General features: G+C 55.0%; 22 protein-coding genes. 10 read left to right on the forward strand and 12 right to left on the reverse strand.

The window, feature by feature from the left end; all coding sequences use genetic code 11:
• Positions 1–119 precede the first annotated feature (119 nt).
• The 5 genes from DS901_RS06190 to DS901_RS06210 all read right to left on the reverse strand — a co-directional run bounded on the left by DS901_RS06190 (position 120) and on the right by DS901_RS06210 (position 6,616).
• Positions 120–1,586: a TRAP transporter large permease gene (locus DS901_RS06190; protein ID WP_113776054.1), complete on the reverse strand. Its 1,467-nt coding sequence runs from the start codon at positions 1,584–1,586 to the stop codon at positions 120–122.
• Between the two features lie 3 nt (positions 1,587–1,589).
• Positions 1,590–2,270 (reverse strand): TRAP transporter small permease, encoded by a 681-nt coding sequence (locus tag DS901_RS06195; protein WP_113776055.1) that lies wholly within the window; start codon positions 2,268–2,270, stop codon positions 1,590–1,592.
• A 99-nt stretch (positions 2,271–2,369) separates the two neighbouring features.
• Positions 2,370–3,386 (reverse strand): DctP family TRAP transporter solute-binding subunit, encoded by a 1,017-nt coding sequence (locus tag DS901_RS06200; protein ID WP_113776056.1) that lies wholly within the window; start codon positions 3,384–3,386, stop codon positions 2,370–2,372.
• Between the two features lie 243 nt (positions 3,387–3,629).
• Positions 3,630–4,859: a sigma-54-dependent transcriptional regulator gene (locus DS901_RS06205; RefSeq protein WP_113776057.1), complete on the reverse strand. Its 1,230-nt coding sequence runs from the start codon at positions 4,857–4,859 to the stop codon at positions 3,630–3,632.
• Positions 4,856–6,616, reverse strand: coding sequence for a sensor histidine kinase (locus DS901_RS06210; RefSeq protein ID WP_113776058.1), 1,761 nt, complete (start codon positions 6,614–6,616; stop codon positions 4,856–4,858). Before DS901_RS06210 ends, DS901_RS06205 begins: the two co-directional genes overlap by 4 nt.
• A gap of 59 nt (positions 6,617–6,675) precedes the next feature.
• Here DS901_RS06210 and DS901_RS06215 point away from each other — a divergent pair, with 59 nt between their 5' ends.
• Positions 6,676–7,842, forward strand: a complete 1,167-nt coding sequence (locus tag DS901_RS06215; RefSeq protein ID WP_113776150.1) for a cytochrome P450 — start codon at positions 6,676–6,678, stop codon at positions 7,840–7,842.
• Between the two features lie 71 nt (positions 7,843–7,913).
• On the opposite strand, the gene DS901_RS06220 is transcribed toward DS901_RS06215, so the two are convergent.
• Entirely contained in the window at positions 7,914–9,830 is a 1,917-nt protein-coding gene (locus tag DS901_RS06220; RefSeq protein WP_181820785.1) for an outer membrane protein, read from the reverse strand.
• A 364-nt stretch (positions 9,831–10,194) separates the two neighbouring features.
• Between DS901_RS06220 and DS901_RS06225 the strand changes: the two genes are divergently transcribed.
• Positions 10,195–11,301: a TauD/TfdA family dioxygenase gene (locus DS901_RS06225; protein WP_113776060.1), complete on the forward strand. Its 1,107-nt coding sequence runs from the start codon at positions 10,195–10,197 to the stop codon at positions 11,299–11,301.
• 46 nt (positions 11,302–11,347) lie between these two features.
• On the opposite strand, the gene DS901_RS06230 is transcribed toward DS901_RS06225, so the two are convergent.
• A complete protein-coding gene (locus tag DS901_RS06230) occupies positions 11,348–11,809 on the reverse strand; it encodes an Lrp/AsnC family transcriptional regulator (RefSeq protein WP_113776061.1) in 462 nt (153 codons plus the stop codon).
• 135 nt (positions 11,810–11,944) lie between these two features.
• Between DS901_RS06230 and cysG the strand changes: the two genes are divergently transcribed.
• From cysG to DS901_RS06260, 6 genes are all read left to right on the forward strand, one after another.
• The gene (cysG, locus tag DS901_RS06235; RefSeq protein ID WP_113776062.1) at positions 11,945–13,336 is read left to right on the forward strand and encodes a siroheme synthase CysG; all 1,392 of its coding nucleotides are present in this window, start codon (positions 11,945–11,947) and stop codon (positions 13,334–13,336) included.
• Positions 13,336–13,635, forward strand: a complete 300-nt coding sequence (locus DS901_RS06240) for a DUF2849 domain-containing protein (RefSeq protein ID WP_113776063.1) — start codon at positions 13,336–13,338, stop codon at positions 13,633–13,635. The genes cysG and DS901_RS06240 overlap by 1 nt, the downstream gene beginning before the upstream one ends.
• A gap of 2 nt (positions 13,636–13,637) precedes the next feature.
• Positions 13,638–15,308: a nitrite/sulfite reductase gene (locus DS901_RS06245; RefSeq protein WP_113776064.1), complete on the forward strand. Its 1,671-nt coding sequence runs from the start codon at positions 13,638–13,640 to the stop codon at positions 15,306–15,308.
• On the forward strand, positions 15,298–16,017 hold the full coding sequence (locus tag DS901_RS06250) for a phosphoadenylyl-sulfate reductase (RefSeq protein WP_113776065.1): 720 nt from the start codon (positions 15,298–15,300) through the stop codon (positions 16,015–16,017). The genes DS901_RS06245 and DS901_RS06250 overlap by 11 nt, the downstream gene beginning before the upstream one ends.
• On the forward strand, positions 16,014–16,421 hold the full coding sequence (locus DS901_RS06255) for a DUF934 domain-containing protein (RefSeq protein WP_113776066.1): 408 nt from the start codon (positions 16,014–16,016) through the stop codon (positions 16,419–16,421). The genes DS901_RS06250 and DS901_RS06255 overlap by 4 nt, the downstream gene beginning before the upstream one ends.
• A gap of 69 nt (positions 16,422–16,490) precedes the next feature.
• Positions 16,491–17,339: a ferredoxin--NADP reductase gene (locus tag DS901_RS06260; RefSeq protein ID WP_113776067.1), complete on the forward strand. Its 849-nt coding sequence runs from the start codon at positions 16,491–16,493 to the stop codon at positions 17,337–17,339.
• Between the two features lie 74 nt (positions 17,340–17,413).
• On the opposite strand, the gene DS901_RS06265 is transcribed toward DS901_RS06260, so the two are convergent.
• On the reverse strand, positions 17,414–18,079 hold the full coding sequence (locus tag DS901_RS06265) for a hypothetical protein (protein ID WP_113776068.1): 666 nt from the start codon (positions 18,077–18,079) through the stop codon (positions 17,414–17,416).
• A gap of 241 nt (positions 18,080–18,320) precedes the next feature.
• Between DS901_RS06265 and infC the strand changes: the two genes are divergently transcribed.
• Positions 18,321–18,815: a translation initiation factor IF-3 gene (infC, locus tag DS901_RS06270; RefSeq protein WP_258546667.1), complete on the forward strand. Its 495-nt coding sequence runs from the start codon at positions 18,321–18,323 to the stop codon at positions 18,813–18,815.
• 110 nt (positions 18,816–18,925) lie between these two features.
• Positions 18,926–19,897, forward strand: coding sequence for a hypothetical protein (locus DS901_RS06275; protein ID WP_147249864.1), 972 nt, complete (start codon positions 18,926–18,928; stop codon positions 19,895–19,897).
• Here the strand turns inward: DS901_RS06275 and DS901_RS06280 are convergent.
• The 4 genes from DS901_RS06280 to DS901_RS06295 form a co-directional block, all read right to left on the reverse strand.
• A complete protein-coding gene (locus DS901_RS06280) occupies positions 19,894–20,679 on the reverse strand; it encodes an FAD binding domain-containing protein (RefSeq protein ID WP_113776071.1) in 786 nt (261 codons plus the stop codon). The two genes, DS901_RS06275 and DS901_RS06280, sit on opposite strands and share 4 nt — an antisense overlap.
• Positions 20,680–20,688: 9 nt before the next feature.
• Positions 20,689–21,174, reverse strand: a complete 486-nt coding sequence (locus tag DS901_RS06285; protein WP_113776151.1) for a (2Fe-2S)-binding protein — start codon at positions 21,172–21,174, stop codon at positions 20,689–20,691.
• Between the two features lie 66 nt (positions 21,175–21,240).
• Positions 21,241–22,215 (reverse strand): XdhC family protein, encoded by a 975-nt coding sequence (locus DS901_RS06290; RefSeq protein ID WP_113776072.1) that lies wholly within the window; start codon positions 22,213–22,215, stop codon positions 21,241–21,243.
• Positions 22,212–22,682, reverse strand: a complete 471-nt coding sequence (locus DS901_RS06295) for a DUF1203 domain-containing protein (RefSeq protein WP_113776073.1) — start codon at positions 22,680–22,682, stop codon at positions 22,212–22,214. Before DS901_RS06295 ends, DS901_RS06290 begins: the two co-directional genes overlap by 4 nt.
• Positions 22,683–22,853 lie beyond the last annotated feature (171 nt).

A 22,853-nucleotide genomic window follows, 5' to 3' on the forward strand; every position in this document is an offset into this window, starting at 1 on the left:
TAACTGCGGACCTGCTACACAAACTTGAACAGAGACAGGCCACAAAAGCAAATCCCAAAACAAAAGCCGCCGAAAGGTTTCCCATCGGCGGCTTGTCAGCTTGCAATCAATGCGCTGTGCTAGTTCACGATAATCTCAGGCCCCATAAACAGCGTCGGCAGATAGGTCGATATCGCCGGAATGTATGTGACCATGATCAAGAACACGAACAGGACTGCCAAGAATGGCAGTGCCGCGCGCACGACGGCCATGACCGGCATGCCCGCGACGCCGGAGGTCACGAACAGGTTCAACCCTACTGGCGGCGTAATCATCCCGATCTCCATGTTGACCACCATGATGATACCCAGATGGATCGGATCAATGCCAAGCTGAATGGCGATCGGGAACACCAATGGTGCCACAATCACGATTAGCCCTGATGGCTCCATGAACTGCCCTCCGATCAGCAGGATCACGTTGACCATGATCAAGAAGGTAATCGGCCCCATGCCTGCGCTCAGCATCGCATCTGCGATATGCTGCGGGATTTGTTCATCTGTCAGGACGTGTTTCAGCAACAACGCGTTGGCGATAATGAACATCAGGGTGATGGTCAGTTTACCGCCTTCAAACACCGTATCGCGGGTGTCCTTATGGAAGAACGCCGTGATCAAGGTCCAAGGCTTTTTGAACAGGCTGCTACGCGCGCTGGCCTGATCAGACGGTTCTCCGACGGGCAATGTTCCGTCAGGCTCATGCGCCGCCAACGGCCCCATATCGCGGTAGATGAACGACGCCACGATAAAGGCATAGACGGCAGCCACAGCAGCGGCCTCTGTCGGGGTGAATGCGCCACCTTGCCAATAGAACAGGCTTTCGCCTTCTGCGAATTGAATCCACGGGTGGCCGTAAATGCCTCCCATAATGATCAAGATCAGCAATAGTCCCCATGCGGCGTCACGGAAGCTCGACCAAATCTCGCCCCAGCCACGCCATTCGCCCTTTGGCATATTTTTGATCCGCGCCATGATGTAGATGGTGATCATCAGCATGACACCAGCCATGATGCCTGGAATAACCCCAGCGAGGAACATCCGTCCCACGGACACGTCCGTTGCAGACGCATAGACAACCATCACGATGGAAGGTGGGATCAGAATACCCAAGGTGCCCGCGTTACAGATCACGCCTGCGGCGAATTCTTTAGTGTAGCCAACCTGACGCATCGCGGCGATCACGATGGACCCGATTGCAACCACAGTCGCCGGAGATGACCCGGACAGCGCGGCAAACATCATACAGGCCAGAACGCCCGCAATCGCCAAACCGCCCTGTAAATGGCCGACACAGGCAATTGCAAAACGGATGATCCGTTTGGCCACCCCGCCCGTCGACATAAACGACGAGGCAAGGATAAAAAACGGGATCGCAAGCAGCGTATAGTGCCCGGCCATCGCCTGATACATCGTCTGTGCGACCTGCGCGAGCGAGGTATCAGAGAACAGCAATTGGAACATGATTGACGAGAAACCAAGTGCGACAGCGATTGGCACGCCAAGCATCAGTAAGCCGATGATCATTATAAAGAGAAGTGCGACTTCCATGACTTAGTCTTCCTTATTCATAGCGGCCACTTGTTCAACGGCGTCTTCGGCTTCGTGACTGACGATCAATGATCCCTCGCCCGCGCGGTATATCCGCAAGGTGGCTTCGATCACGCGAATGACCATCAGCAGCACCCCAAAAGGTAAGATGAAATATGGCACAAACCGCGGCATTTTTTCATAGGCCTCACCCATGTTAAATGTCGCCTCTAACCACCCTTGCAGGAATGGAATGGGGATTTGCTCGGTTTCATACCAGCCTTGGTCGCGGCTATCGGCGAACCCTGTCGGGAACCAATGACCTGACGTGGCGTTGAACCCGGCGAATGGCGCCCAATAGTCCCAAGCACCTTTGAGCAGCAAAAGCAGATAGACCAATGTCACCGCCGCGCCGATCAATGCCATCGCAAGTTGGGCTGGTTTGCTTACCAGTGCGAGCACGGCGTCAACGCCCAAATGCATCGTGACCTTGAATCCGTAGGAAACCCCAAAGATCACAAGCCAAGCAAATAGAATGAGCGTCAATTCGAGGCCCCAGATCAGCTGCGAACTAAATGCATAGCGCAGCACAACATTGGCGAAAGTCACCAGCGTCATAAGCCCCAAAAGCAGCGCAATAACGGTTTCTTCAACTTCGTGGATCGCACGCGAAATTGGCCCCGAAGGCGTGTATTTGGCAGACATTTGGTCCCCCTTTTCGTTGCTGAGTATGAGAACGGCGGACGCAATGACGCCCGCCGTTTAGTTTCAAAGGATCAATACGATCTCGAAACGAAGACGCGTTTACTGTGTAACAGCCGCGTTGATTGCCTGCGCCGCATCAATATTTTCTTGGCCAACGTCATCCAAGAACTGCGCCCATACTGGCTCCATCACAGCAACCCATGCTGCACGCTGCTCTGGTGTCAGTTCGCGGATCACGCCGCCTGCGTCCAAAACAGCCTGACGGTTGTCAGCGTCAACTTCGCCGATAGCCGCGTTGCGGGTAGCTGTCACTTCGGTAAAAATCGTCATGAACTGATCACGCGTGTCCGCATCAAGGCTATCGAGCCAATCAACGGAGGCCACAACCATGTAGTCCAACAGACCGTGGTTGGTTTCGGTCACACCGTCCTGAACTTCAAAGAACTTCTGGCCGTATACGTTGGACCATGTGTTTTCTTGACCATCAACAACGCCAGTTTGCAGCGCGCCGTAAACTTCGGAAAATGCCATAGGCTGTGGTGAAGCACCCAGTGCTTCGACCTGTGCAACCAACACGTCAGATGTCTGTACGCGAAATTTCAGACCTTCGGCGTCGGATGGGTCAAGCAATGGAACATTCGCAGAGAATTGCTTTAGACCATTGTGCCAGAAACCAAGCCCTTGCAGACCACGACGCTGCATTGAATCCAGCATCGCAACACCAGTTTCAGATGATTGGAATGCGTCAACCGCCTCCATGTTCACGAACATGAATGGCAAATCGAAGATGCGGAATTGCTTGGTAAATGTTTCGAACTTTGACAGCGACGGGGCCGCGAGCTGAACATCGCCCTGAAGCATTGCTTCGAGAACTTGGTCATCATTGTACAAAGTAGAGTTCGGGAACACTTCCATGCACATCGTGCCGTCCATTTCGGCATTCACGCGCTCAGCCAAAAGCGTCGCAGCGATGCCTTTGGGGTGACGGTCAGTGTTCGTGACGTGGCTGAACTTTACCACGATTTCACCGTCGTCGCAGCCCATTGGGTCAGCAGATGCAGATGTCGCGATAACAGACATCGCAGCCAAAACGGCTGCGGATTTCAAAAATGTCATTGTTTCTCCTCCCTAGAGAATATCCGTCGCTCAGCAGGTTCAGAGCGATTGGACACACCAGACCCTGTCGTTTGTCACCCGACAACCCTGTTTTAGGTAAATCAAAAATGAAACGCACATGATTGAAATTAAAACACTTTTGACCGTTCACAAAACCGCACACATTCACGTGAGTGGTTTTCCGCACAGTCTTCATGCAGTCGTGTGCGGAAAATCACACATTTTTTGCGGACTGTTTAGATTCTAAGGACCACGATAATCTTCGGCGCGTAGCCCATGTTTGGTAAGCTTGTCATAGAAGGTTTTGCGCGGCAATTTCAGCTCTTTGACCACATCTGTGACGCGCCCATGATGCCGTTGCAGTGCTGCAATCAACAGCGACCGTTCGACCTGCGCCATTTGCACCGAAAGCCCGCCGGTGGCTTGGACCTCGTCGTCGTCAAGACCAAGCGCAAACCGCATGGCTGCGTTCATCAAGGCGCGCGCGTTCCCCGGCCAGTCTTGCGCCACGAGACGCGCGGTGGTCTCGGCGGTGATTTCGCGCGGTTCAAGGTTGGCCTGCTCGCAAGCCAGCGACACATAGTGCTGAAACAGCACGGGGATATCCTCGGGGCGTTCGCGCAAGGACGGGATCCGCACCCGCATCAAATCCAATCGGTAGAACAGCTCTGGATTGAACTGCCCTGCTGCCATTGCGTCGGACAGGCTGCGTGTCGTGCCGGCCACAATTCGCGCGATACCGCCCTCTTCTAATCGGTCCAGCAAGGTCAGTTGCAGCGCCGGGCTTAGGCTTATGATTTCATCAAGGTAAAGCGTCCCTTGCCCGGCTTCGGCAATCGCCGCGTCCAGCCCCGCGCCATCAAGCGAAGCCGCCGCGCGTTTGACAAAGGGGCGCGCCGCTGCGTCTGACAAAAGATGAATGACCTCGGCCATCTTTGGCGTCCCTGAACCGGGTTCTCCGATAATCAGAACCTCTGTGCCCGCACGGGCTGCTGCGCGCGCTTGATTGCGCAATTCTTCTGACAATTGCGAGCGGCCCACCAACATGCGCGATGCGGCATCGCCTGCCTCTAGCTCTGACTTGAGCCTGCGGTTTTCTAGCACCAACGCACGCGCCGTTTGCGCCCGCGCGACGATGGTCACAAAATCTTGCGGGGCGCAGGGTTTTTCGAGGAAATCATAAGCGCCCGCCGACATGGCCCGCACAGCCATCGGGATGTCCGCCTCGCCAGTTAACAAAATCACGGGCAGTTCAGGGTCGATTTCGCGCACATAGTCCAACAGATGAAACCCGTCGCGGCCCGGCATCCGAATATCGGACACAATCACACCCGCAAAGCTGCGTGTCAGCAGGTCTTTAGCTTCGACAAAGGACCCGGAAAGCGTGGGGTCCATATCCGCAAGCTCAAGCGTCTGGCCCAAGGCCTCGCGAATATCGCGGTCATCATCGACAAGTAACACACGTTTGGTCATACGGCTTCCTTTTGCGGGACGCTATCAAGTTCAACTGTAAACACGGCACCGCCCTGCGGGTGATTGCGGCCCCGGATCATGCCCCCAAAGCTTTGGACAAGCCCGTAGGAAATCGACAGGCCCAACCCCATGCCTTCGGCGGCGCCAACGGCTTTGGTGGTGTAAAACGGATCAAAAATCTTTTCAGGTTCGGTTATCCCCGGACCGGTATCGCGCACCGATACGTTGGTACGGCTTCCCGCAACTTCAATCGCGATGGTGATTTCTTTATGCGCGCTGTCTTCCATCGCATCCATCCCATTAGAGACAAGGTTCAAAATCACCTGTTGCAGACGGACCTCGCCTCCGCGCACCATCAGGCGGGTGGCAGGACCGGTCCAATTGACGACAACCCCATCTTGGCTAGCGCGCGGCGTGACAATTTCAAGCACGGCATCAACCACCGCGACGATATCAACGTTCTTGGGGGGCTCGACCTCTTGGCGGGCAAAGGCGCGTAGATTGCTGATAATCCGGCCCATCCGGCGCGCAAGTTCTGAAATACGACCCAGATTTTGCTCTGCGACATCGGCTTGCCCGCGTTCAAGATACCCTTGCGCATTCTCGGCAAACGACCGGATCGCGGTCAGCGGTTGGTTCAACTCGTGGCTGATCCCCGCAGACATTTGCCCCAGCGCAGCAAGCTTCCCCGCCTGCACCAGATCGTCTTGCGCCTTTTTCAGCTGGGTCTCAGTGGTCGTGCGCTCAATGATTTCATTACGCAAATCCGCGTTCACGGCGCGTAGCTCTGCAGTGCGATCACGCACCCGCCGCTCCAACCGCACGTTCAACGCGGCCAAAGTTCGCCGACGCAAAGTCGCAAAGAACAACAGCAAGCCAAAGGCCAAGCACACCGTCGCCACCACCGCCGCCTGAAGCGCCGCGAGCTGACGCGCCGGGGCGACATCAACCAACACTTCGCCCGTCATTCCGATGATTGGCAAGTCCAAGGTCAAGTGCAGGGCATTGAGCGGCAGATAGCGCCCGCCATCAACCTGCCAAACCTCAACACCAGCAATCGTTTGCGACCGATACCCCACAAATTCAGAGAGCTGTGGATAACGTTCGTTTGGATTGGGCAGCGCCCCTTGTGCGCGAAAAATCAGTTCTGATCGGTTTGATAGGAAAACCACGCCTTGGTCATCCGTAAAGAACAAAGCTGGGCGTGCGCCGCGCCAGACGGATTCGACTGCATTGGCATCCGCATAGACCAAAAGCACGCCCACCACCGGCCCGGCATCGGAAAAGACAGGGGTCGCGAAAATGAACGTCCGGCGGGCATAGCTTGGGCTATAGGAAAAACTAAATCCAATCGCGCCATCCATCGCCCGTTCAAAGTAATCCGTGGCACGATGCCCGCCAACAGGGGCCCCTTGTGTCGCCAGAAGGCTTTCACCGGTTGGACCAATCAGCATGATATCAAGTGCCCCGGTCTTATCCGCGACTTCTTGCAACACCTGCTGCACGTCGGAGGCGGCATCGCCCGTCACTGCCGCGCGTACCTGCGGGTGATCCGAGGTGAGCACCGCCAGTTCGCGAAAACGGCGCAATTCCCCGGTCAAACTATCAGAAGCCAGTGCTAAATCGGCCCGTGCCCGCTGTTCAAGCGACCCAAGCGCCGCGCCGTAACCGTACCACCAAACCCCGCCCGCAAAGCCAAGCACCGCCAGCAAATAGGCAGCAACAACGATAATTTGGGGGCGGCGGGCGAATTTCATGATTGGCAACTTATCCAGACCCTCTTGCAAAGGCCAGACAGGCGCGTCAAACCTTCGCTATGCAACGTTTTTCTCAGTCCCCGACAGACCCCGCTTTCGTCCAAGACCCCTACCCGTTTTATGATCAAACCCGCGCAGGCGGCGATTTCTTTTGGTGGGAAGATTACGACATGGCCTGCGCCGTGTCACATAGCGCGGTGCATGCGGTGTTGCGCAGCCGCAAAATGGGGCGCGAATGCCCGGCTGAACTCGCGCCCGATATCCCCGCAGCTTTGCAGCCCTTTTACGACGTCGAAGCCCACTCCATGCTTGAACTGGAAGGTGAAAAGCATAAGCGCCTGCGCGCGCTGGTTTTGCGGGCGTTCACCAGTCGCACAATCGCCGCACTTGGTCCGGATATCCGGCAATTGTGCCATGACTTGATCGATCAGTTCCCAGATGAGCCTTTTGATTTACTGACAGCCTATGCGCAGCAGGTGCCGGTCATTGTGATTTCGCGCCTACTGGGCGTTCCCGAAGACCGGGCGGATGATTTGCTACGCTGGTCGAATGCGATGGTCTCTATGTACCAGGCCCGCCGCACCCCCGAGATCGAAGCTGCGGCCATCGCCGCAACCAATGATTTCACTGCGTTCATGCGCAGCTATATTGCCCAGCGCCGCAAGAGCCCAAGAGATGACCTGATATCAACACTTATCGCTGCCGAAGAAGACGGTGAGAAGCTATCTGAGGAAGAGCTGATCACCACATGCATTTTGCTGCTGAACGCAGGGCACGAGGCCACGGTGCATACATTGGGCAATGGTGTCAAAACACTGTTAGAACGCGATATTCGCACCATATCCGAACCCTGCGTCGAAGAGGTAATCCGCTTTGATCCACCTTTGCATATGTTCACCCGCTGGGTTTATGAGGATGTGACCATTGGCGATCAGGCGTTCAAACGCGGCGACCAGATCGCATGTCTTTTGGGCGCAGGAAACCGCGACCCCGAAGCCTACGACGATCCCAACACCTTTGATCCGAACCGTAAGGGTCCACAAAACACGAGCTTTGGCGGCGGCATTCATTTTTGTGTGGGCGCACCGCTGGCGCGGCTTGAATTGCTGATCGCGCTTGAAGTGCTGTTCGAACGTTGCCCCAATTTGCAATTGGCAACAGCCCCACAATACGGCGACGTCTTCCATTTTCATGGGCTTGAACGGCTGATGGTGACCCGCACCTAAAATAGTTCGGCGCATATAAAAATGCCCGCACGATTGTCTCGCGCGGGCACTTCACTTGTCTTAATCTCAGATTAGAACGCGAACGACAGTCCGGCCTTAATCGACAGATTGGAATCGGTCCCGACCATTTCACAATCCCCACCGTCAAAGCCTGACGGACCGCCACACCCCTGAACAGGATCCTGCGCATAATCACCCTCTGCAGAAGTAAAGTAGAGTGTTTCGAGTTTCACGCTCATGGTATCTGACAGCGCGTGCTCTACACCAAGCCCGACAACCGCACCGACGCGTGTATCGCTCAGGTCGAAGCTGCTAGTGTTTGGAGATGGAAGATAGGCGTGTTCCAATTCAGATTGAACGAAACCCAAACCTGCCGTTGTGTAGAGCAAGGTATTGCCAGATGCGATACCGGCGCGGCCACGCAGGGTCGCCATCGCTGTGATCGCTGATGAAACTTCACGGTATCCAGTAACGGTTTGGGCTTCCTCGTTGGAATATGCCGCAATATCAGCAACGGCACCGTAGACAAATGCCCCGTTTTGCCAGTTATAGCCGACGTGTCCGCCAACCCCGGCGCCAAGCGATACGACATCATAAGAGTCACCGGATTCATAGTAATCCGGATCTTGCACGCTGCCCTCATTTGCCAACATGATCAGATCAGCCCCATAGTAGCCACCTGACCAATCATGTGACGGCGCCATAGCGCCCGCCCCTGTGCTGCGCCCAGCTTCGCCAAAGTAATAGTTCACCCCGGCCGCGACCGTCGTCAAATCAGCGGTGCCATAAAATCCCTCATCCGCAGAATCCGAATCGTCCTGACCATCGAAGAGCGTATAAGTCCCCTCAGCGGTCCACGAGACGCGATCTGTGATAAACTGTTCGACCCCAGCACCAACGGTAAGCCCTGTGTATGTTCCGCTCGTATCAGACTCATTGACGTTATCGACCTCTGCGGAGGTTACCCCACCAAGGACATAGAGCATGGTATCACCAACAGCCATACCAGCACGCGCACGGATGCTTGCAAGCTGCTCCATCGATGTGTCTGCTGTACCGAAATCGTTGTCGTAGCTTTCTGATAGGTCCGCAAATGCGAGTTGGGCCTCAACACCTACAACCGTCGCGCCGAGCTGCCAGTTATAACCGCCAGAAACTGCGGCAAGACCACCCGTATTTCCGATATCATAGGTGCCACCCCATTCGTAATAGCCGATATCGCTTGTCGATATATCAGCAAAAGCCCCGCCAAGACGTGCACCACCATAGGCACCCGCAAAATTAGCAGGTGACCCAGCTTGCGGCTGCGCAGGCCCAGTCGCGCTTACATCGCCCAGCTTGTAGTTCACTGCGAATGTAAGTTCATCCACCTTATCATTGATCCGCAACGGAAACCCATCGGGGTTCACGCTGGTGTTTTCGCCAAACAAGCTAGAGGTAAATGTACCGCTAACCGAAAGCCGTTCATTGATGGCTTGTTCAAGCCCAAAGCCAAGAACGACCCCAACTTTGCCATCCCCAAGATCAGGCCAAGTGTCGGGCACGTCATTAAACTCGGTCCATGAACGTTCAAAATTTGCGTATGCCAAACCAGCAGATGTATAAATCACGGTATCGCCAACAGCATGACCAACCCGGCCTTGCAGTTTTGCCATCACATCGAGATCGTTTTGAATTTGGACATCAGAAGAATAGATCGTTTCTTCAGAATTGCTCAAAACACCGATATCCGCCTGAACGCCCATCAGCGTGTTCTGTGTAACGGTATTGTATCCAAGGCTAACGCCGGCTGTCCCACCAAGCGACAGTAGGTCAATTGTGCTCCCATACCAGTCATAGTCGACATCTTCATATGTCGCCGAATGTTGCGAAAGACCGATCTGTCCGCCGACATACCAGCCGTTCCAGTCGTGTTGCAAATCCTGTGCCGACAATGTGCCCGCAGAAAGTGCAAATACACTGGTTGCGCAAAGCAGTAGTTTATCCATAATGGAATCCCTTGATAATAAAATAATATGCAAGCGCAGTATAGAATTCAGCCTATTAACGTCCAGCCACATTTCAACAGACCTAAACGTCTGTTGTACTGACGCCGCAGTTTGCGAAACTCCGGTTAGCCCGCTCCTTCGCCTAAGGTAGGTGGCGAAAGACTTGTAGTCTTTACATGAAGGCCATGCCTTGCCGAAACCCGGCGATCGGCCTAGTTTCCAGCCATGGTATCTAACCTTACATATTTTGAGCTGGGGTGGCGTGCGCGTGGCGCGCCCTATGGCAAGACACAGGAGTGGTGGCCCCCGCCCTGCGGTTGATTGTGCACGTTCAATCAACTTTTCAAAATAGATAGGTACTTAGATGACCATACAATCACTTTCGGCTGCGGCCGACGGGCTTCGCGTTACGTGGGGCGACGGCAATGCGACAACATACCCGACAATTTGGCTACGCGATAACTGTCCGTCCGGGTTCCACCCGCAAACGCATGAGCGGGTCCTTGATTTACTGGCACTGGCCCCATCACCGATCCTCACCGATGCGCAGCTCGACGATGGCGGGGTGATCTTACGCTATGCCGACGGACACATCAGCAATATCCCCACCAAACTGCTGCACGACCACCGCCCCGGACAGCGCGCGCATGACCCCGCTGCAATACAACCGCAGTTATGGCGCGCTGAAATGACCACATCATCTTTGCCACGTCATGGGGCGGCTGAGATTCTTGCGCACGACCAATCGCTCCAATCATGGATGCAAGAAACTGCCCGCTATGGCATCGCAATGATTGACCAGCTTGAAAACAGCACCAGTGCAGGCACGGATGTCGCCAAGCGGATTGGTTTTCTGCGCAAAACGAACTTTGGCACCACATTCGAGGTGGTCAACAAACCCGATCCCAATAACCTCGCTTATACTTCTGTGGCGTTGCCCTTGCATACAGATTTGCCAAACCAAGAGGTCCCGCCAGGCTATCAATTCCTGCATTGTCTCGCGAATGAGGCAACGGGCGGTGGTTCCATCTTTGCGGATGGGTTCGCGATGGCCGAAGATTTGCGGTCGGAGGACCCCGAAGCCTTTCAGCTACTTTGTGACGTGCCTATTCCGTTTCGCTTTAGCGACCAAACCGCAGATATTCGCGTGTATGAACCCGTGATCACCTTGGACAACGCGGGGAATGTGATCGAAATCCGGTACAATGCGCATTTGGCCGAGGTTTTTGATATGCCCTCCAAGATCATGGCCGATTACTATCGCGCCTACCGCGCCTTTATGGCCAAGACACGCGATCCTAAATACCGGCTCAGGTTGCGCTTACAGGCTGGTGAAATGGTGGCGTTCGACAATCGCCGAGTCCTGCACGGCCGCGATGCGTTTGATCCATCAACAGGCTTCCGGCACTTGCACGGGTGCTACGTAGACCGCGGCGAATTTGCCTCGCGTCTGCGATTGCTTGCCACATAGCGACACATCTTTAGCGCCCCTTCGACTACCCCGAGGGGCGTATCCGCTAAAGCGGCAGTGCCACCGTTGATTTGATTTCTTCCATCGACAAGAGCGCCGTAACGTTGTGCACTTTCACCTCAGAGATTAGCGCCTGATAGAAAATATCGTAGGCACGGGCGTTTTTGACCCGGACTTTGAGGATGTAATCAATGTCGCCCGCCAGCCTGTGCGCTTCTTGCACTTCGGGGCGTGATTTCAACGCCTTAAGAAATTTTCCTTGCCAGTCCGCATCATGCGCGGATGTGCGGATCAAGACGAAGAAACAGGCCTCAAACCCCAGCGCTTCGGCATCCAGCATTACCGTTTGTTGGCCGATAATCCCGGCCTCACGCATTTTGCGAATGCGATTCCAAACGGGTGTCTTGGATGACCCAACATTCTTAGCGATTTCGTCCAGTGACTGCGCGGCATCGGCCTGTAAAGCCGCCAAAATTTTCCGATCTGTCGCATCAATCCGTACCGACATTCTCAATTCTCCGCATTCATAGGACGGGCGGTCCAAATTCGCGGGCAACCGGAACAACTTTCCTTAACTGCCCTGTAGGGGGCGTAAATAGCAGAACAATATTCTATATTAAACCCATCAAATCAGAGGTTCGCTATGCAGCACTTTCCAATCTTCCTTGCCGTCGCCGGCCAAACCATTGTCCTTTCGGGCGGTGGTGATGCGGCAATGGCAAAGCTGCGCCTGCTTTTAAAGACCGAAGCCGCGCTGACCGTAATCGCTGCGAATGCTGCACCTGAAATCACCCGATGGGCGGCCCAAGGCAAACTCTCTCTCGTCACACGCGCCATGCAACCCGGTGACGCCACAGGTGCCGCGCTGTTTTACGCTGCCAATGAAAATGATGCCGAAGACGCCCGTGTCGCAGCGATCGCCACCGCCGAAGGGGCGCTGGTCAATATTGTCGATAACCTTGCTGACAGCCAGTTCATCACCCCTGCCATCGTAGACCGTGATCCCGTGACCGTCGCCATTGGCACCGAAGGGGCCGCCCCTGTGCTGGCCCGCGCGATCAAAGCGGATCTTGAAACACGTCTCCCGCAATCTTTGGGCACATTGGCGCGGATCGGTAAAACATTCCGGCACGCTGTCGACGTATTACCCTTGGGACGTAAACGCCGGGATTTCTGGGAATCTTTCTATTTTGGCAGCGGGCCAAAGGCGCTTGAAGAAAACGGCACAGCTGCAATCATTCCAACCTTAGAAACGCTGCTAGACCAGCAAATCATGGCAGCCGATGCGGCTGGCCATGTTGATCTTGTCGGCGCAGGCCCGGGCGATCCTGAACTTTTGACACTTAAAGCGCGCAATGCGCTCGATAAAGCCGACGTCGTCATCCACGACCGCTTGGTCACGCCTGAAATTCTTGAACTCGCACGCCGCGAAGCGATCATCATTGATGCGGGCAAAGAAGGTTTCGGCCCGTCTATGGACCAAAGTCATATCGATGCGCTGATCGTAGAACATGCGCAAAACGGTCACCAAGTTGTACGCCTTAAGGCAGGTGACCCCACCGTGTTTGGCCGTCTTGACGAAGAAATCGCCGCACTTGAAACCGCTGATGTCAGCTATAGCATCATTCCCGGCATCACCGCTGCATCCGCCGCCGTGGCGAGCATCGGTCAAAGCCTGACAAAACGCGGCCGCAATTCGGCTGTGCGACTGATCACCGGTCATGACACCAAAGGCTATGCAGATCACGATTGGGCTGCGCTGGCCGCACCCGGCGAAGTCGCTGCCATCTATATGGGCAAGAAATCAGCCCGTTTCATTCAGGGTCGCCTGTTGATGCATGGCGCGGACCCTGCGACGCCCGTGACGATTATCGAAAACGTCAGCCGCACCGACCAACGCATCATCGCAACCACATTGGGCGCGCTTGAACCAACCATGACAAACGCCAATCTGACTGGCCCCGCCATCACGTTTTACGGTCTCGCTCCACGCGATGCCGCAACCCAATCGCTGAGCCTCAAGGAGTTCGCATAATGCCCCGTGCTTTTACCCCCAAAGTCATCACCGCCAACGCGCTGATTGCAGGTGACGCCGTCTGGTTTACCGCCGACAATCGCTGGAGCCCAAAGATCAGCGAGGCCGAGTTTATCTCCGACGAAGCCCACGCCGATCTGCGCCTGCTCGAAGCGCAGGCCCGTCAAGATGAAATCGCAGGCGCCTATTTGGCAGATGCCAAGGACGGGCCAAACGGCCCCGAAGCCACCCACTTTCGTGAAGAATTCCGCACACGCGGCCCTTCAAACTATGCCCACGGCAAACAGGTAGAGCTTTAATCATGTACAAGTATAACGACTTTGACGAAGCCTTTGTCCGCGAGCGCGTTGCGCAATTTCGTGGTCAAGTCGAACGCCGCATTGACGGATCACTGACCGAAGATGAATTCAAACCCTTGCGTTTGATGAATGGACTGTACCTGCAATTGCACGCCTATATGCTGCGTGTGGCGGTGCCTTATGGCACGCTGAACCCAGCGCAGATGCGCCAACTTGCCTATATTGCTGACCGCTGGGACAAGGGTTACGGCCACTTCACCACGCGGCAGAACGTCCAATACAATTGGCCGAAACTCGACGATGTGCCTGACATGCTGGAAGCATTAGCGGATGTCGAAATGCACGCACTGCAAACGTCGGGTAATACGATCCGCAACGTGACGGCAGATCACTTTGCAGGCGCATCAGCCGATGAAATCGAAGACCCGCGCCCGGTTGCTGAATTGCTGCGTCAGTGGTCCACCGATCACCCAGAATTCCAGTTTTTGCCACGTAAATTTAAGATCGCCGTAAGTGGCGCCAAACACGACCGCGCTGTAACAAAAGCGCATGATATCGGCGTACGCATGGTGCACAATGACGCCGGCGAAGCGGGCTATGAAATCATCGTGGGCGGTGGTCTTGGCCGCACACCAATGGTTGGCAAAGTGCTGCGCGCATTCCTGCCCCGCGAGGAATTGCTGGCCTACTGCGAAGCCGTCGTTAGCGTTTACAACCTGCTGGGGCGTCGCGATAACAAATACAAAGCCCGCATCAAAATCACGGTCCATGAAAATGGCCTCGAAAAGATGCAAGAGCTGGTCGAAGCGCGTTTTGAAGAAATTCGCAAGGGTTTCACTGGCTTTGATCAAGAGATGCTCAAGCGGATTGAAACCGCGTTTGCGTCGCCCGCCTATGTGTCAAAATCATCCGGGAATTTTGAGGCCGCGCGTCTTGCCAACCCGGCATTTCGGTCGTGGGCAGATACCAACATCGCAGCACACAAAGCCCCCGGATATGCGATCGTTTCGATCAGCATCAAAAAGCACGGGCAAACACCCGGCGACGCCACATCACACCAAATGCGCGTGATGGCAGATTTGGCCGAAAAATATGGCCACCACGAACTGCGTATCAGCCACGAACAGAACGTGATCCTGCCGCATGTTCATCAAGGCGATCTGCCAGCGGTATACGCCGCATTGCGCGAAGCAGATTTAGCAACCGCAAACATCGGCCTCGTTAGCGATATTATCGCCTGCCCTGGCATGGATTATTGTGCGCTGGCGACCGCCCGGTCGATCCCAATTGCGCAAGACATCGCAACCCGTTTTGACGAGTTAAAGATCGAACACGAAATTGGTGAACTGAAGATCAAAATTTCGGGCTGCATCAATGCTTGTGGGCACCACCATGTTGGGCACATTGGGATTTTGGGCTTGGACCGCGCTGGCGTGGAAAACTACCAAATTACGCTCGGCGGTGACGGCACTGAAACCACAACAATCGGCACACGTGCTGGCCCCGGATTTAGCGCAGATGACATCGTGCCCGCAATTGAGCGGCTTGTGACCGGTTATCTTGATCTGCGCGAAAACGCGGATGAGACCTTTTTGCAAGCCTACCGCCGCCTTGGGATGGAACCATTTAAGGCTATCCTCTATCCATCCGAGGACAAAGCAAATGCCGCTTAAGGAGTTCGCCGAACGTCGGAACCTGCTGCACCGCGGTAGTGACGCACAAACAGTGTTGCGTCATGCGTTGGACGATGTGCAATTGGGCAAGGTCGCGATGGTGTCATCTTTTGGCGCCGAAAGCATTGTGTTGTTGCATATGATTGCGCAGATCAATCCGGCAACGCCCGTGATTTTTCTGGATACAGAAATGCTGTTCCCAGAAACGCTGCAATATCAAAAAGATGTCGCAGCCAAATTGGGCCTGACAGATGTGCGTATCATTAGCCCAGCACGTGATGCGGTTCTGATCGAGGATGTCGATGGGTTGCTGCATCAGGCCGATACGGACGCCTGCTGTGATCTGCGAAAGACACGGCCATTGGCCTCTGCACTTGCAGAGTTCGACGGTTGGATTACCGGGCGCAAGCGCTATCAGAACGGCCAACGCGCAAAGCTACCGCTGTTCGAAAAAGACGAAGCAAAGATTAAGATTAATCCATTGGCAAACTGGGGTCCCGAAGACCTCAAGGCCTATATGGAAGACCACAAGCTTCCCCGGCACCCGCTGGTCGCCCAAGGCTACCCGTCGATCGGCTGCATGCCCTGCACAAGCCGGGTTAGCGCAGGCGAAGATCCACGCGCCGGGCGCTGGCGTGACACTGAAAAAGAAGAATGCGGCATTCATTTTGAAAACGGCAAAATGGTGCGCGGAGGAAAAGCAGCATGAGCGTGATTGTAACAGATAACGGATTCGGTACTGACGACTGGAGCGCGGGATTTATCGCGCGTGATGAAGCGCCAGCCAATGGTGACTACTGCATTGATCTTACATCAGATACTGCCCCAGAAACATTGGCGCAGTTGACCAACGCACCGATGATCCGTATTGATTTTCCATCCTTCGCGGATGGTCGTGGCTTTACCTTAGCTGCAATGCTGCGCCGTGCAGGATATCAAGGGCGCTTGCGCGCCAAAGGCCACGTGATTGCCGACCAATACGCCATGGCGCGCCGGTCCGGTTTTGACGAGGTTGAAATTGACGACGCGCTAGCCACTCGCCAGCCAGAAGACCAATGGCTTTTCCGTGCGGATTGGCAAAATCACAACTATCAGGCTCGGATGCGCGGCTAAGCCCCTTCCCCTGATCCAAATCAACGACTACACCGGAGGGCGGCCCTATCAGGGTCGCCAATATTCATTATGACCGAGCAAAAACCCGTGACCGAAAATACAGCAAAAGCCGTGCCCGTCTTGCCTGATGCGCAGACAGTGACGGACGTCAAACACTATACCGATACTTTGTTTTCATTCCGCACCACCCGGCCCGCTTCGCTGCGTTTTCGGTCTGGTGAATTCGTGATGATCGGGTTGATGGGCGATCCCAACCCAGAAACAGGCAAACAACGCCCGTTGTTGCGCGCTTATTCCATCGCCTCCCCATCCTGGGATGAGGAAATGGAATTTTATTCCATCAAAGTGCAGAACGGCCCGCTGACATCGAAATTACAGCACCTTAAGGTCGGCGATCAGATTATTCTAAAACCCAAGCCTGTCGGCACCTTGGTGCATGATGCGGTTTTGCCCGGTAAACGGCTGTATTTCTTTTCTACAGGCACAGGGTTTGCCCCTTTCGCAAGCCTGCTGCGCGAACCACAAACCTATGAAGATTATGATGAAATCATCATGACCCATACCTGCCGCGAAGTCGGCGAATTGACCTATGGCCGCGATTTGATCGAAGGCCTGAAAACTGATGAGCTGCTCAACGAAGTGATCGGCGAAGGGTTCTGGAAGAAAATCAAATACTACCCAACCACGACACGTGAAGAGAGCCCTAAGATGGGCCGCATCACCACATTGATCGAAAATGGCGAACTGTTTGCAGATCTCGGCGTGCCTGCGCTCGATCCGGCAACGGACCGCGCGATGGTCTGCGGGTCGCTTGCATTTAACCTTGATATCAAGGAACTGATGGAAAAGGCCGGCCTGAATGAAGGCGCCAATTCGGAACCAGGCGAGTTCGTCATCGAGAAAGCCTTTGTCGGCTAAAGCTTTCACAAAGCATTAAAAAAGGGCCGCGTCAGCAATGACACGGCCCTTTTTTATTGGTGGTGCTATCCGGCTTACATGCCCAACATGCCCTTAAGCTGGTCAAGTGCTGCTTCCAATAGCTCTGGGTTGTCCTTGGCAGCGTCCAGCGCGGTGGTGATGGTTGTCTTTTGGATGATTGACAGGTCGGACCCTTCAACCAGTTCCATCACTTTATCCGCGTCAAAACCGTCTGTTGTCAGTAGGTCAGTGACGGAAGTTTCTTCCATTGCCTCTTCAACAACTTCTTCTGCAGCCTCGGTGGCTTCAGCAGCTGCGGCTTCGGCTTCGGCAGCAGCGGCGGCTTCCAACTCAGCGGCAGCAGCTTCAGCGGCTTCGGCTTCGGCAGCAGCGGTGGCTTCCAACTCAGCGGCAGCAGCTTCAGCAGCTTCTGCTTCGGCTGCAACGGCAGCTTCCAACTCAGCGGCGGCAGCGGCAGCAGCTTCTGCTTCGGCAGCAGCGGCGGCTTCCAATTCAGCGGCAGCGGCTTCAGCGGCTTCTGCTTCGGCAGCAGCGGCAGCTTCCAATTCAGCGGCAGCAGCTTCAGCGGCTTCTGCTTCGGCAGCAGCGGCGGCTTCCGCTTGTGCAGTCGCTCCGGTTAAAACGCCGACAGCATCTGCGGGTCCACGGCCATTGGCAGCGTATTGGTAGCCAAAAAACCCAAGCACGGCCACGATGACCAAAATTGCAATCGCTCTCATTTTAATATCCTTTCAGATCAAATTTGCGAACCTCAGGGGCCCTTAATGCGGATATGTCAGATGATACGCACAAGGTGAAGCAAAAACAGGCCATAAACTATGGGATCGGCACAGTTTTGCGGGTTGAAGACCGCCGCCGCACAGTTTACTTTGCAGATCACCTAGACGGAACAATTAAAGGATAAAGACCATAGCACGCAGACCGCATAACGCCCCTCCACAACGTGACACAGGGCCACGGATCAACGACCGCATTCGCGCAAGCGAAATCCGCCTGATCGGCGCGGAGGGCGAAAACGTGGGCGTTGTAACCCCACAGCGCGCCATGGCGATGGCCGATGATGTTGGGCTCGACCTGGTGGAAATCTCGCCAAATGCGACACCGCCGGTCTGCAAGATCATGGACTATGGCAAATTCAAATACGAGACTCAGAAAAAAGAAGCTGAGGCGCGTAAGAAGCAAAAGATCATCGAAATCAAAGAAGTGAAATTCCGTCCCAACACGGATAACAACGACTACGATGTGAAAATGCGGAACGTTTTCAAGTTCTTGGACAATGGCGACAAGGTGAAGATCACGCTGCGTTTCCGGGGCCGTGAAATGGCCCACCAAGAGTTGGGGCGCAAACTTCTTGAACGCGTCGCAGAAGATACAAAAGACGCTGGCCGCGTTGAAAACTTTCCAAAAATGGAAGGCCGTCAGATGGTCATGCTGATTGGCCCACTGCCCAAGTAAGTCCGCACTGGCAGGATCTAGATTGAAACGCGCGCTTTGCGAAAGGCGCGCGTTTTCTTATGTGTGTCCGCGCACTTGATCGCACGTGGGCGCTAAGCCTAAAATCGCGCATGTTCAGCTCTGCCTCCAAAGCCCAATCGCCGCGCGCGCAACGTCCTGCACCCCGCGTGCAAACCCATGCATTGGCACCAACCGCCAATCAATCGCCACAGGTTCAGCAATTGGCGGCGTTGCAGACAATGGCAAATGACCACGTTGCTCAGCGGGTGAAAACCGTGCCGCAAGATTATGGTGACGTCAGTGGCTCACCCGTCGGCATGGCCATTCGGTCGCGTCTTGGTGGCCCCCGCGAAACATGGACCGCAGACGCAATATTTAACGCGACGCAGGCCTGTTATGTTGAAAATCTTGTGCGTGGTCAGGCGCTTATGGCTCAGCTCCAACAACGCAAGGATGACGAAACACCGGCGACAACAGGCGACGATAATGCCGCATTATTTGCCGACGCCTACACAACGCGTGTCACCCCGGACCAGCGTGGCGATCATCTCTACGGTATCGGTACAAAGGGCGGCGACAGCCACGAGATCGCTTATCAAAATGGCTACGATGTCGCGAACGCCTCCATCGAAACGGCCACGAACTATGCCGCCCGCGATCCAAATCGCGCCGCCGAAGGCCCACATCTGAACAACTCGGAAATCTTTTGGAATCAATGGGGGGCCGCCGTAGACGCTGACACGCCCAAAAGTTTCTTTGAATTCGCCGGCACGCACCGTGCGCGCAAGGAGGCCAAAAAGCGGGCATTGGGTACGATCACGCGCATGGCCGTATCGAATTCAAGTACAATTCTGACAGTGCAGCACATCCTGCCCGATAATGTTTCCTTTTCACGCGAAGAGGCGGTGACCGAAACTCATGCGGCCGATACGGATGCCTTCGCTGCTCTCTTAGGCACCCCTAACGGGCGCGCGATCGGCTTTCTTCTGAAGGATCATTACCATGAGATGGATTTGAAAAGCTTTGGTGATGTCAAAATCGACGGCGCAGCGACGTCGTTGACGTTTAACTTTGCCGACTAACCCGCCGCAATAACAGCACGTTTCGTCAATACAGTAATAAGGTGCGCGCGGTAATCGGAGCTGCCGTGGATATCACCCATCATACCTTCTGGTGGGACCGTCAGGCCGCCCAACGCCTGCGCCGAAAACGCTTGTGAAAGTGCCGTTTCGGCATCAAGCCAACGAAACACGCCTTCTTCTGATGCGCCGGTGACGGCGACCCGCACACCATCTACAAACTGTGCGACAAAGACGCCCACAAGCGCAAAGCGCGATGCGGGCTGTGCGAATTTCGCATAATGCGCGGCCTTTGGCATTGGAAAGCGGACTTCGGTGATGATTTCACCCTCTTCAAGTGCGGTTTCGAACATCGCGAGGAAATAGTCATCCGCCGCAATCGCACGTGTGTTGGTCACGATGGTCGCACCAGAGCCAAGCGCCGCTGCTGGGTAACAGGCTGCGGGGTCATTATTGGCAAGCGACCCGCCAATTGTGCCGCGGTTGCGCACCGCTGGGTCGCCGATATCCGCCGCGAGCGCGGCAAGTGCTGGGTATTGCGCAGTTTGCTTGGCCAGATTGGCATGGGTGACGCCCGCACCAACACAAATCTGCCCATCGCGCACCGCGATTGATTGTAGCTCTTTAATTCCCGTTAAGCTAACCAGCACTTCGGGCATAGCAAGCCGCGCCTTGAGCGTCGGAATCAATGTTTGCCCCCCTGCGAGCGGTTGCGCCTCTTCATTTTCAAGCGCCTCAACTGCGGCGTCGATTGTCAAAGGCGATGTAATTTCAAATGGATACATATTGCGCCCCTACTCTGCCGCGATCAGCGCGACGTCTTGGCCAGAGGCCGAAAATACCGCTTTAACAATATTGTGGTAGCCCGTGCAGCGGCAAAAATTGCCTTCAAGATAGTTGCGAATTTGGTCTTCGGTCGGTTTCGGATTGTCTTGCAACAAAGCAGCCGTCGCCATGATCATCCCCGGCGTACAGAAGCCGCATTGCAACCCGTGGTGCGTCTGAAACGCCTGCTGGATTGCATTCAATTGGCCACCCGCCGTGGCTTGGCCTTCAATAGTTGCAACCTCTGCATCCTGCGCTTCGCGCGCAAACATCGTGCAAGATTTCACCGCAAGTCCATTCACATGCACCAAACAGGCACCACATTGCGATGTATCGCAGCCGACATGGGTGCCTGTTAGACGCAAATCATTGCGTAGAAAGTCAACGAGCAATGTCGGATCCGCAACATCGCGGGTCATGGCTGTGCCATTCACGACCATAGAGATTTGTGTCATCGTTTCCTCCGTCACGGAACTGCCTTTGATATGCGGCATGGTAGGCCTGCCGCCCTAGGTAAGCAATCAGTCAGATTTGCGCAGTATTTGGGTGACCTGGGCCATGATACTGACCGCAATTTCAGCCGGTTGCCGCCCGCCCAGATCAAGCCCGATAGGCCCATAGATACGCGCAACCTGAGATTCCGAAAATCCGGCTTCAGCCAACCGTGCTACCCGTTTTGCATGGGTCCGCTTTGATCCGAGGCTGCCAATATAAAAGGCATCGCTGTCGAGCGCGGTGATCAAGGCAGGGTCGTCCAGCTTTGGGTCATGTGACAATGTGACGACAGCGGTGCGCCGATCCAAGTTTAGCGCACGCAAAGCGGCATCTGGCCAATCATCAACCAGCGTGGTTTCCGGGAACCGCTTACCGGTGGCAAAAGCCGCGCGCGGGTCAACGACAACCGGCTGATAGCCGCAGCTGTGCGCCATAGCGACAAGGGGCTGCGCAATATGCACTGCCCCCACAATCACCAGACGCAGCGGCGGGTTATGGATGGCGACAAATGTCCGCCCGTCCTCTGCGACGCCGGATCGATCCAGCCGGAATCGATCTGCATGATGCGGCAGGCCAACCAACCTTGGCGCCGGCGTTTCAAGGTCTGTCACATAGGCGACGGGCTCGAATCTGGCGCGTAATGTGACCAAACGCTCAAGGAGCGCAATCGGAAGCACCGTACCGACGGGTTCAACCAAAATGCGGATTTCGCCGCCGCAGGCCAACCCGACGGCAAAAGCATCATCATCACTGACCCCGAACGTCAGTACCCGTGGACGCCCGTCGATGATCGCCTCTTGGCTTTCGAGAATGACCGCGCCTTCAACACAGCCCCCCGAAACAGAGCCTTCCATCGCGCCGGACGCATCAATCACCAATTGGCTACCGACAGGGCGCGGTGCCGATCCCCATGTTTGCACGACCGTCGCAATTGCCACCCCACGTCCTTCGCGGTGCCATGCAAGCGCAAGCTTTGGAAAATCCGTTATTGTTTCTGTCATATGCTCCGGGTGACCCTTGTTAAGAAACAGTTGTTTGAGGCCGAGCGTATATCGACAAATGCGACCTCGGGACGATCAAACAAGTCTTTGGCATATTGTGCAACGGCGGAAGCTTTGGTGATCTGCCCAGTCCCATAGATAATGCGGTGATCCGCACAATACCCTTTCAATAAAAATTGGGAAGAATTGCGCAAGATTGGCGGCGTCATATCACCACAGAACGGCGTACAGTCATCTGCGCAAAGAAATATCGGACCCGTTTCTGCATAGGGCTGTAGATTCGGAAACGGGCGCGCCGCGCAAATCAACATTTCCGCCCCTTTGGGCACATTGTTCAGACAACAACGACAAGGTGTGCCGGACCCCGCGGAAATCACCCGCTCGGGCACGTGGCCATAGGCATCGGCACCACCCGCACGCAGGCTTGCAACCGTTTTCTTATCGTAGGATGTATAGATAATCGTCATTGGTATTTCCTTTTTCAATGTCAGAAATACATTCGTTCACAATGAGATAGTGATCGACCCGAATGTTGCGGGTTTTGAAACCCCAATACCCCACGACGAAACTTCACAAAAATACGGGTATCTGCCGCTAACCCGGCCAATTATGCAGAGGGTGTCACGTAAATTTGCCAT

It is taken from the genome of Loktanella sp. D2R18 (assembly GCF_003318235.1).
In the GTDB taxonomy this organism is placed as follows: Bacteria; Pseudomonadota; Alphaproteobacteria; order Rhodobacterales; family Rhodobacteraceae; genus Yoonia.

Coding starts and splice junctions, on each gene's coding strand:
- DS901_RS06190 (WP_113776054.1), bottom strand. CDS start 1,586: ATGGAAGTCGCACTTCTCTTTATAATGATCATCGGCTTACTGATGCTT.
- DS901_RS06195 (WP_113776055.1), bottom strand. CDS start 2,270: ATGTCTGCCAAATACACGCCTTCGGGGCCAATTTCGCGTGCGATCCAC.
- DS901_RS06200 (WP_113776056.1), bottom strand. CDS start 3,386: ATGACATTTTTGAAATCCGCAGCCGTTTTGGCTGCGATGTCTGTTATC.
- DS901_RS06205 (WP_113776057.1), bottom strand. CDS start 4,859: ATGACCAAACGTGTGTTACTTGTCGATGATGACCGCGATATTCGCGAG.
- DS901_RS06210 (WP_113776058.1), bottom strand. CDS start 6,616: ATGAAATTCGCCCGCCGCCCCCAAATTATCGTTGTTGCTGCCTATTTG.
- DS901_RS06215 (WP_113776150.1), top strand. CDS start 6,676: ATGCAACGTTTTTCTCAGTCCCCGACAGACCCCGCTTTCGTCCAAGAC.
- DS901_RS06220 (WP_181820785.1), bottom strand. CDS start 9,830: ATGGATAAACTACTGCTTTGCGCAACCAGTGTATTTGCACTTTCTGCG.
- DS901_RS06225 (WP_113776060.1), top strand. CDS start 10,195: ATGACCATACAATCACTTTCGGCTGCGGCCGACGGGCTTCGCGTTACG.
- DS901_RS06230 (WP_113776061.1), bottom strand. CDS start 11,809: ATGTCGGTACGGATTGATGCGACAGATCGGAAAATTTTGGCGGCTTTA.
- cysG (WP_113776062.1), top strand. CDS start 11,945: ATGCAGCACTTTCCAATCTTCCTTGCCGTCGCCGGCCAAACCATTGTC.
- DS901_RS06240 (WP_113776063.1), top strand. CDS start 13,336: ATGCCCCGTGCTTTTACCCCCAAAGTCATCACCGCCAACGCGCTGATT.
- DS901_RS06245 (WP_113776064.1), top strand. CDS start 13,638: ATGTACAAGTATAACGACTTTGACGAAGCCTTTGTCCGCGAGCGCGTT.
- DS901_RS06250 (WP_113776065.1), top strand. CDS start 15,298: ATGCCGCTTAAGGAGTTCGCCGAACGTCGGAACCTGCTGCACCGCGGT.
- DS901_RS06255 (WP_113776066.1), top strand. CDS start 16,014: ATGAGCGTGATTGTAACAGATAACGGATTCGGTACTGACGACTGGAGC.
- DS901_RS06260 (WP_113776067.1), top strand. CDS start 16,491: ATGACCGAGCAAAAACCCGTGACCGAAAATACAGCAAAAGCCGTGCCC.
- DS901_RS06265 (WP_113776068.1), bottom strand. CDS start 18,079: ATGAGAGCGATTGCAATTTTGGTCATCGTGGCCGTGCTTGGGTTTTTT.
- DS901_RS06275 (WP_147249864.1), top strand. CDS start 18,926: ATGTTCAGCTCTGCCTCCAAAGCCCAATCGCCGCGCGCGCAACGTCCT.
- DS901_RS06280 (WP_113776071.1), bottom strand. CDS start 20,679: ATGTATCCATTTGAAATTACATCGCCTTTGACAATCGACGCCGCAGTT.
- DS901_RS06285 (WP_113776151.1), bottom strand. CDS start 21,174: ATGACACAAATCTCTATGGTCGTGAATGGCACAGCCATGACCCGCGAT.
- DS901_RS06290 (WP_113776072.1), bottom strand. CDS start 22,215: ATGACAGAAACAATAACGGATTTTCCAAAGCTTGCGCTTGCATGGCAC.
- DS901_RS06295 (WP_113776073.1), bottom strand. CDS start 22,682: ATGACGATTATCTATACATCCTACGATAAGAAAACGGTTGCAAGCCTG.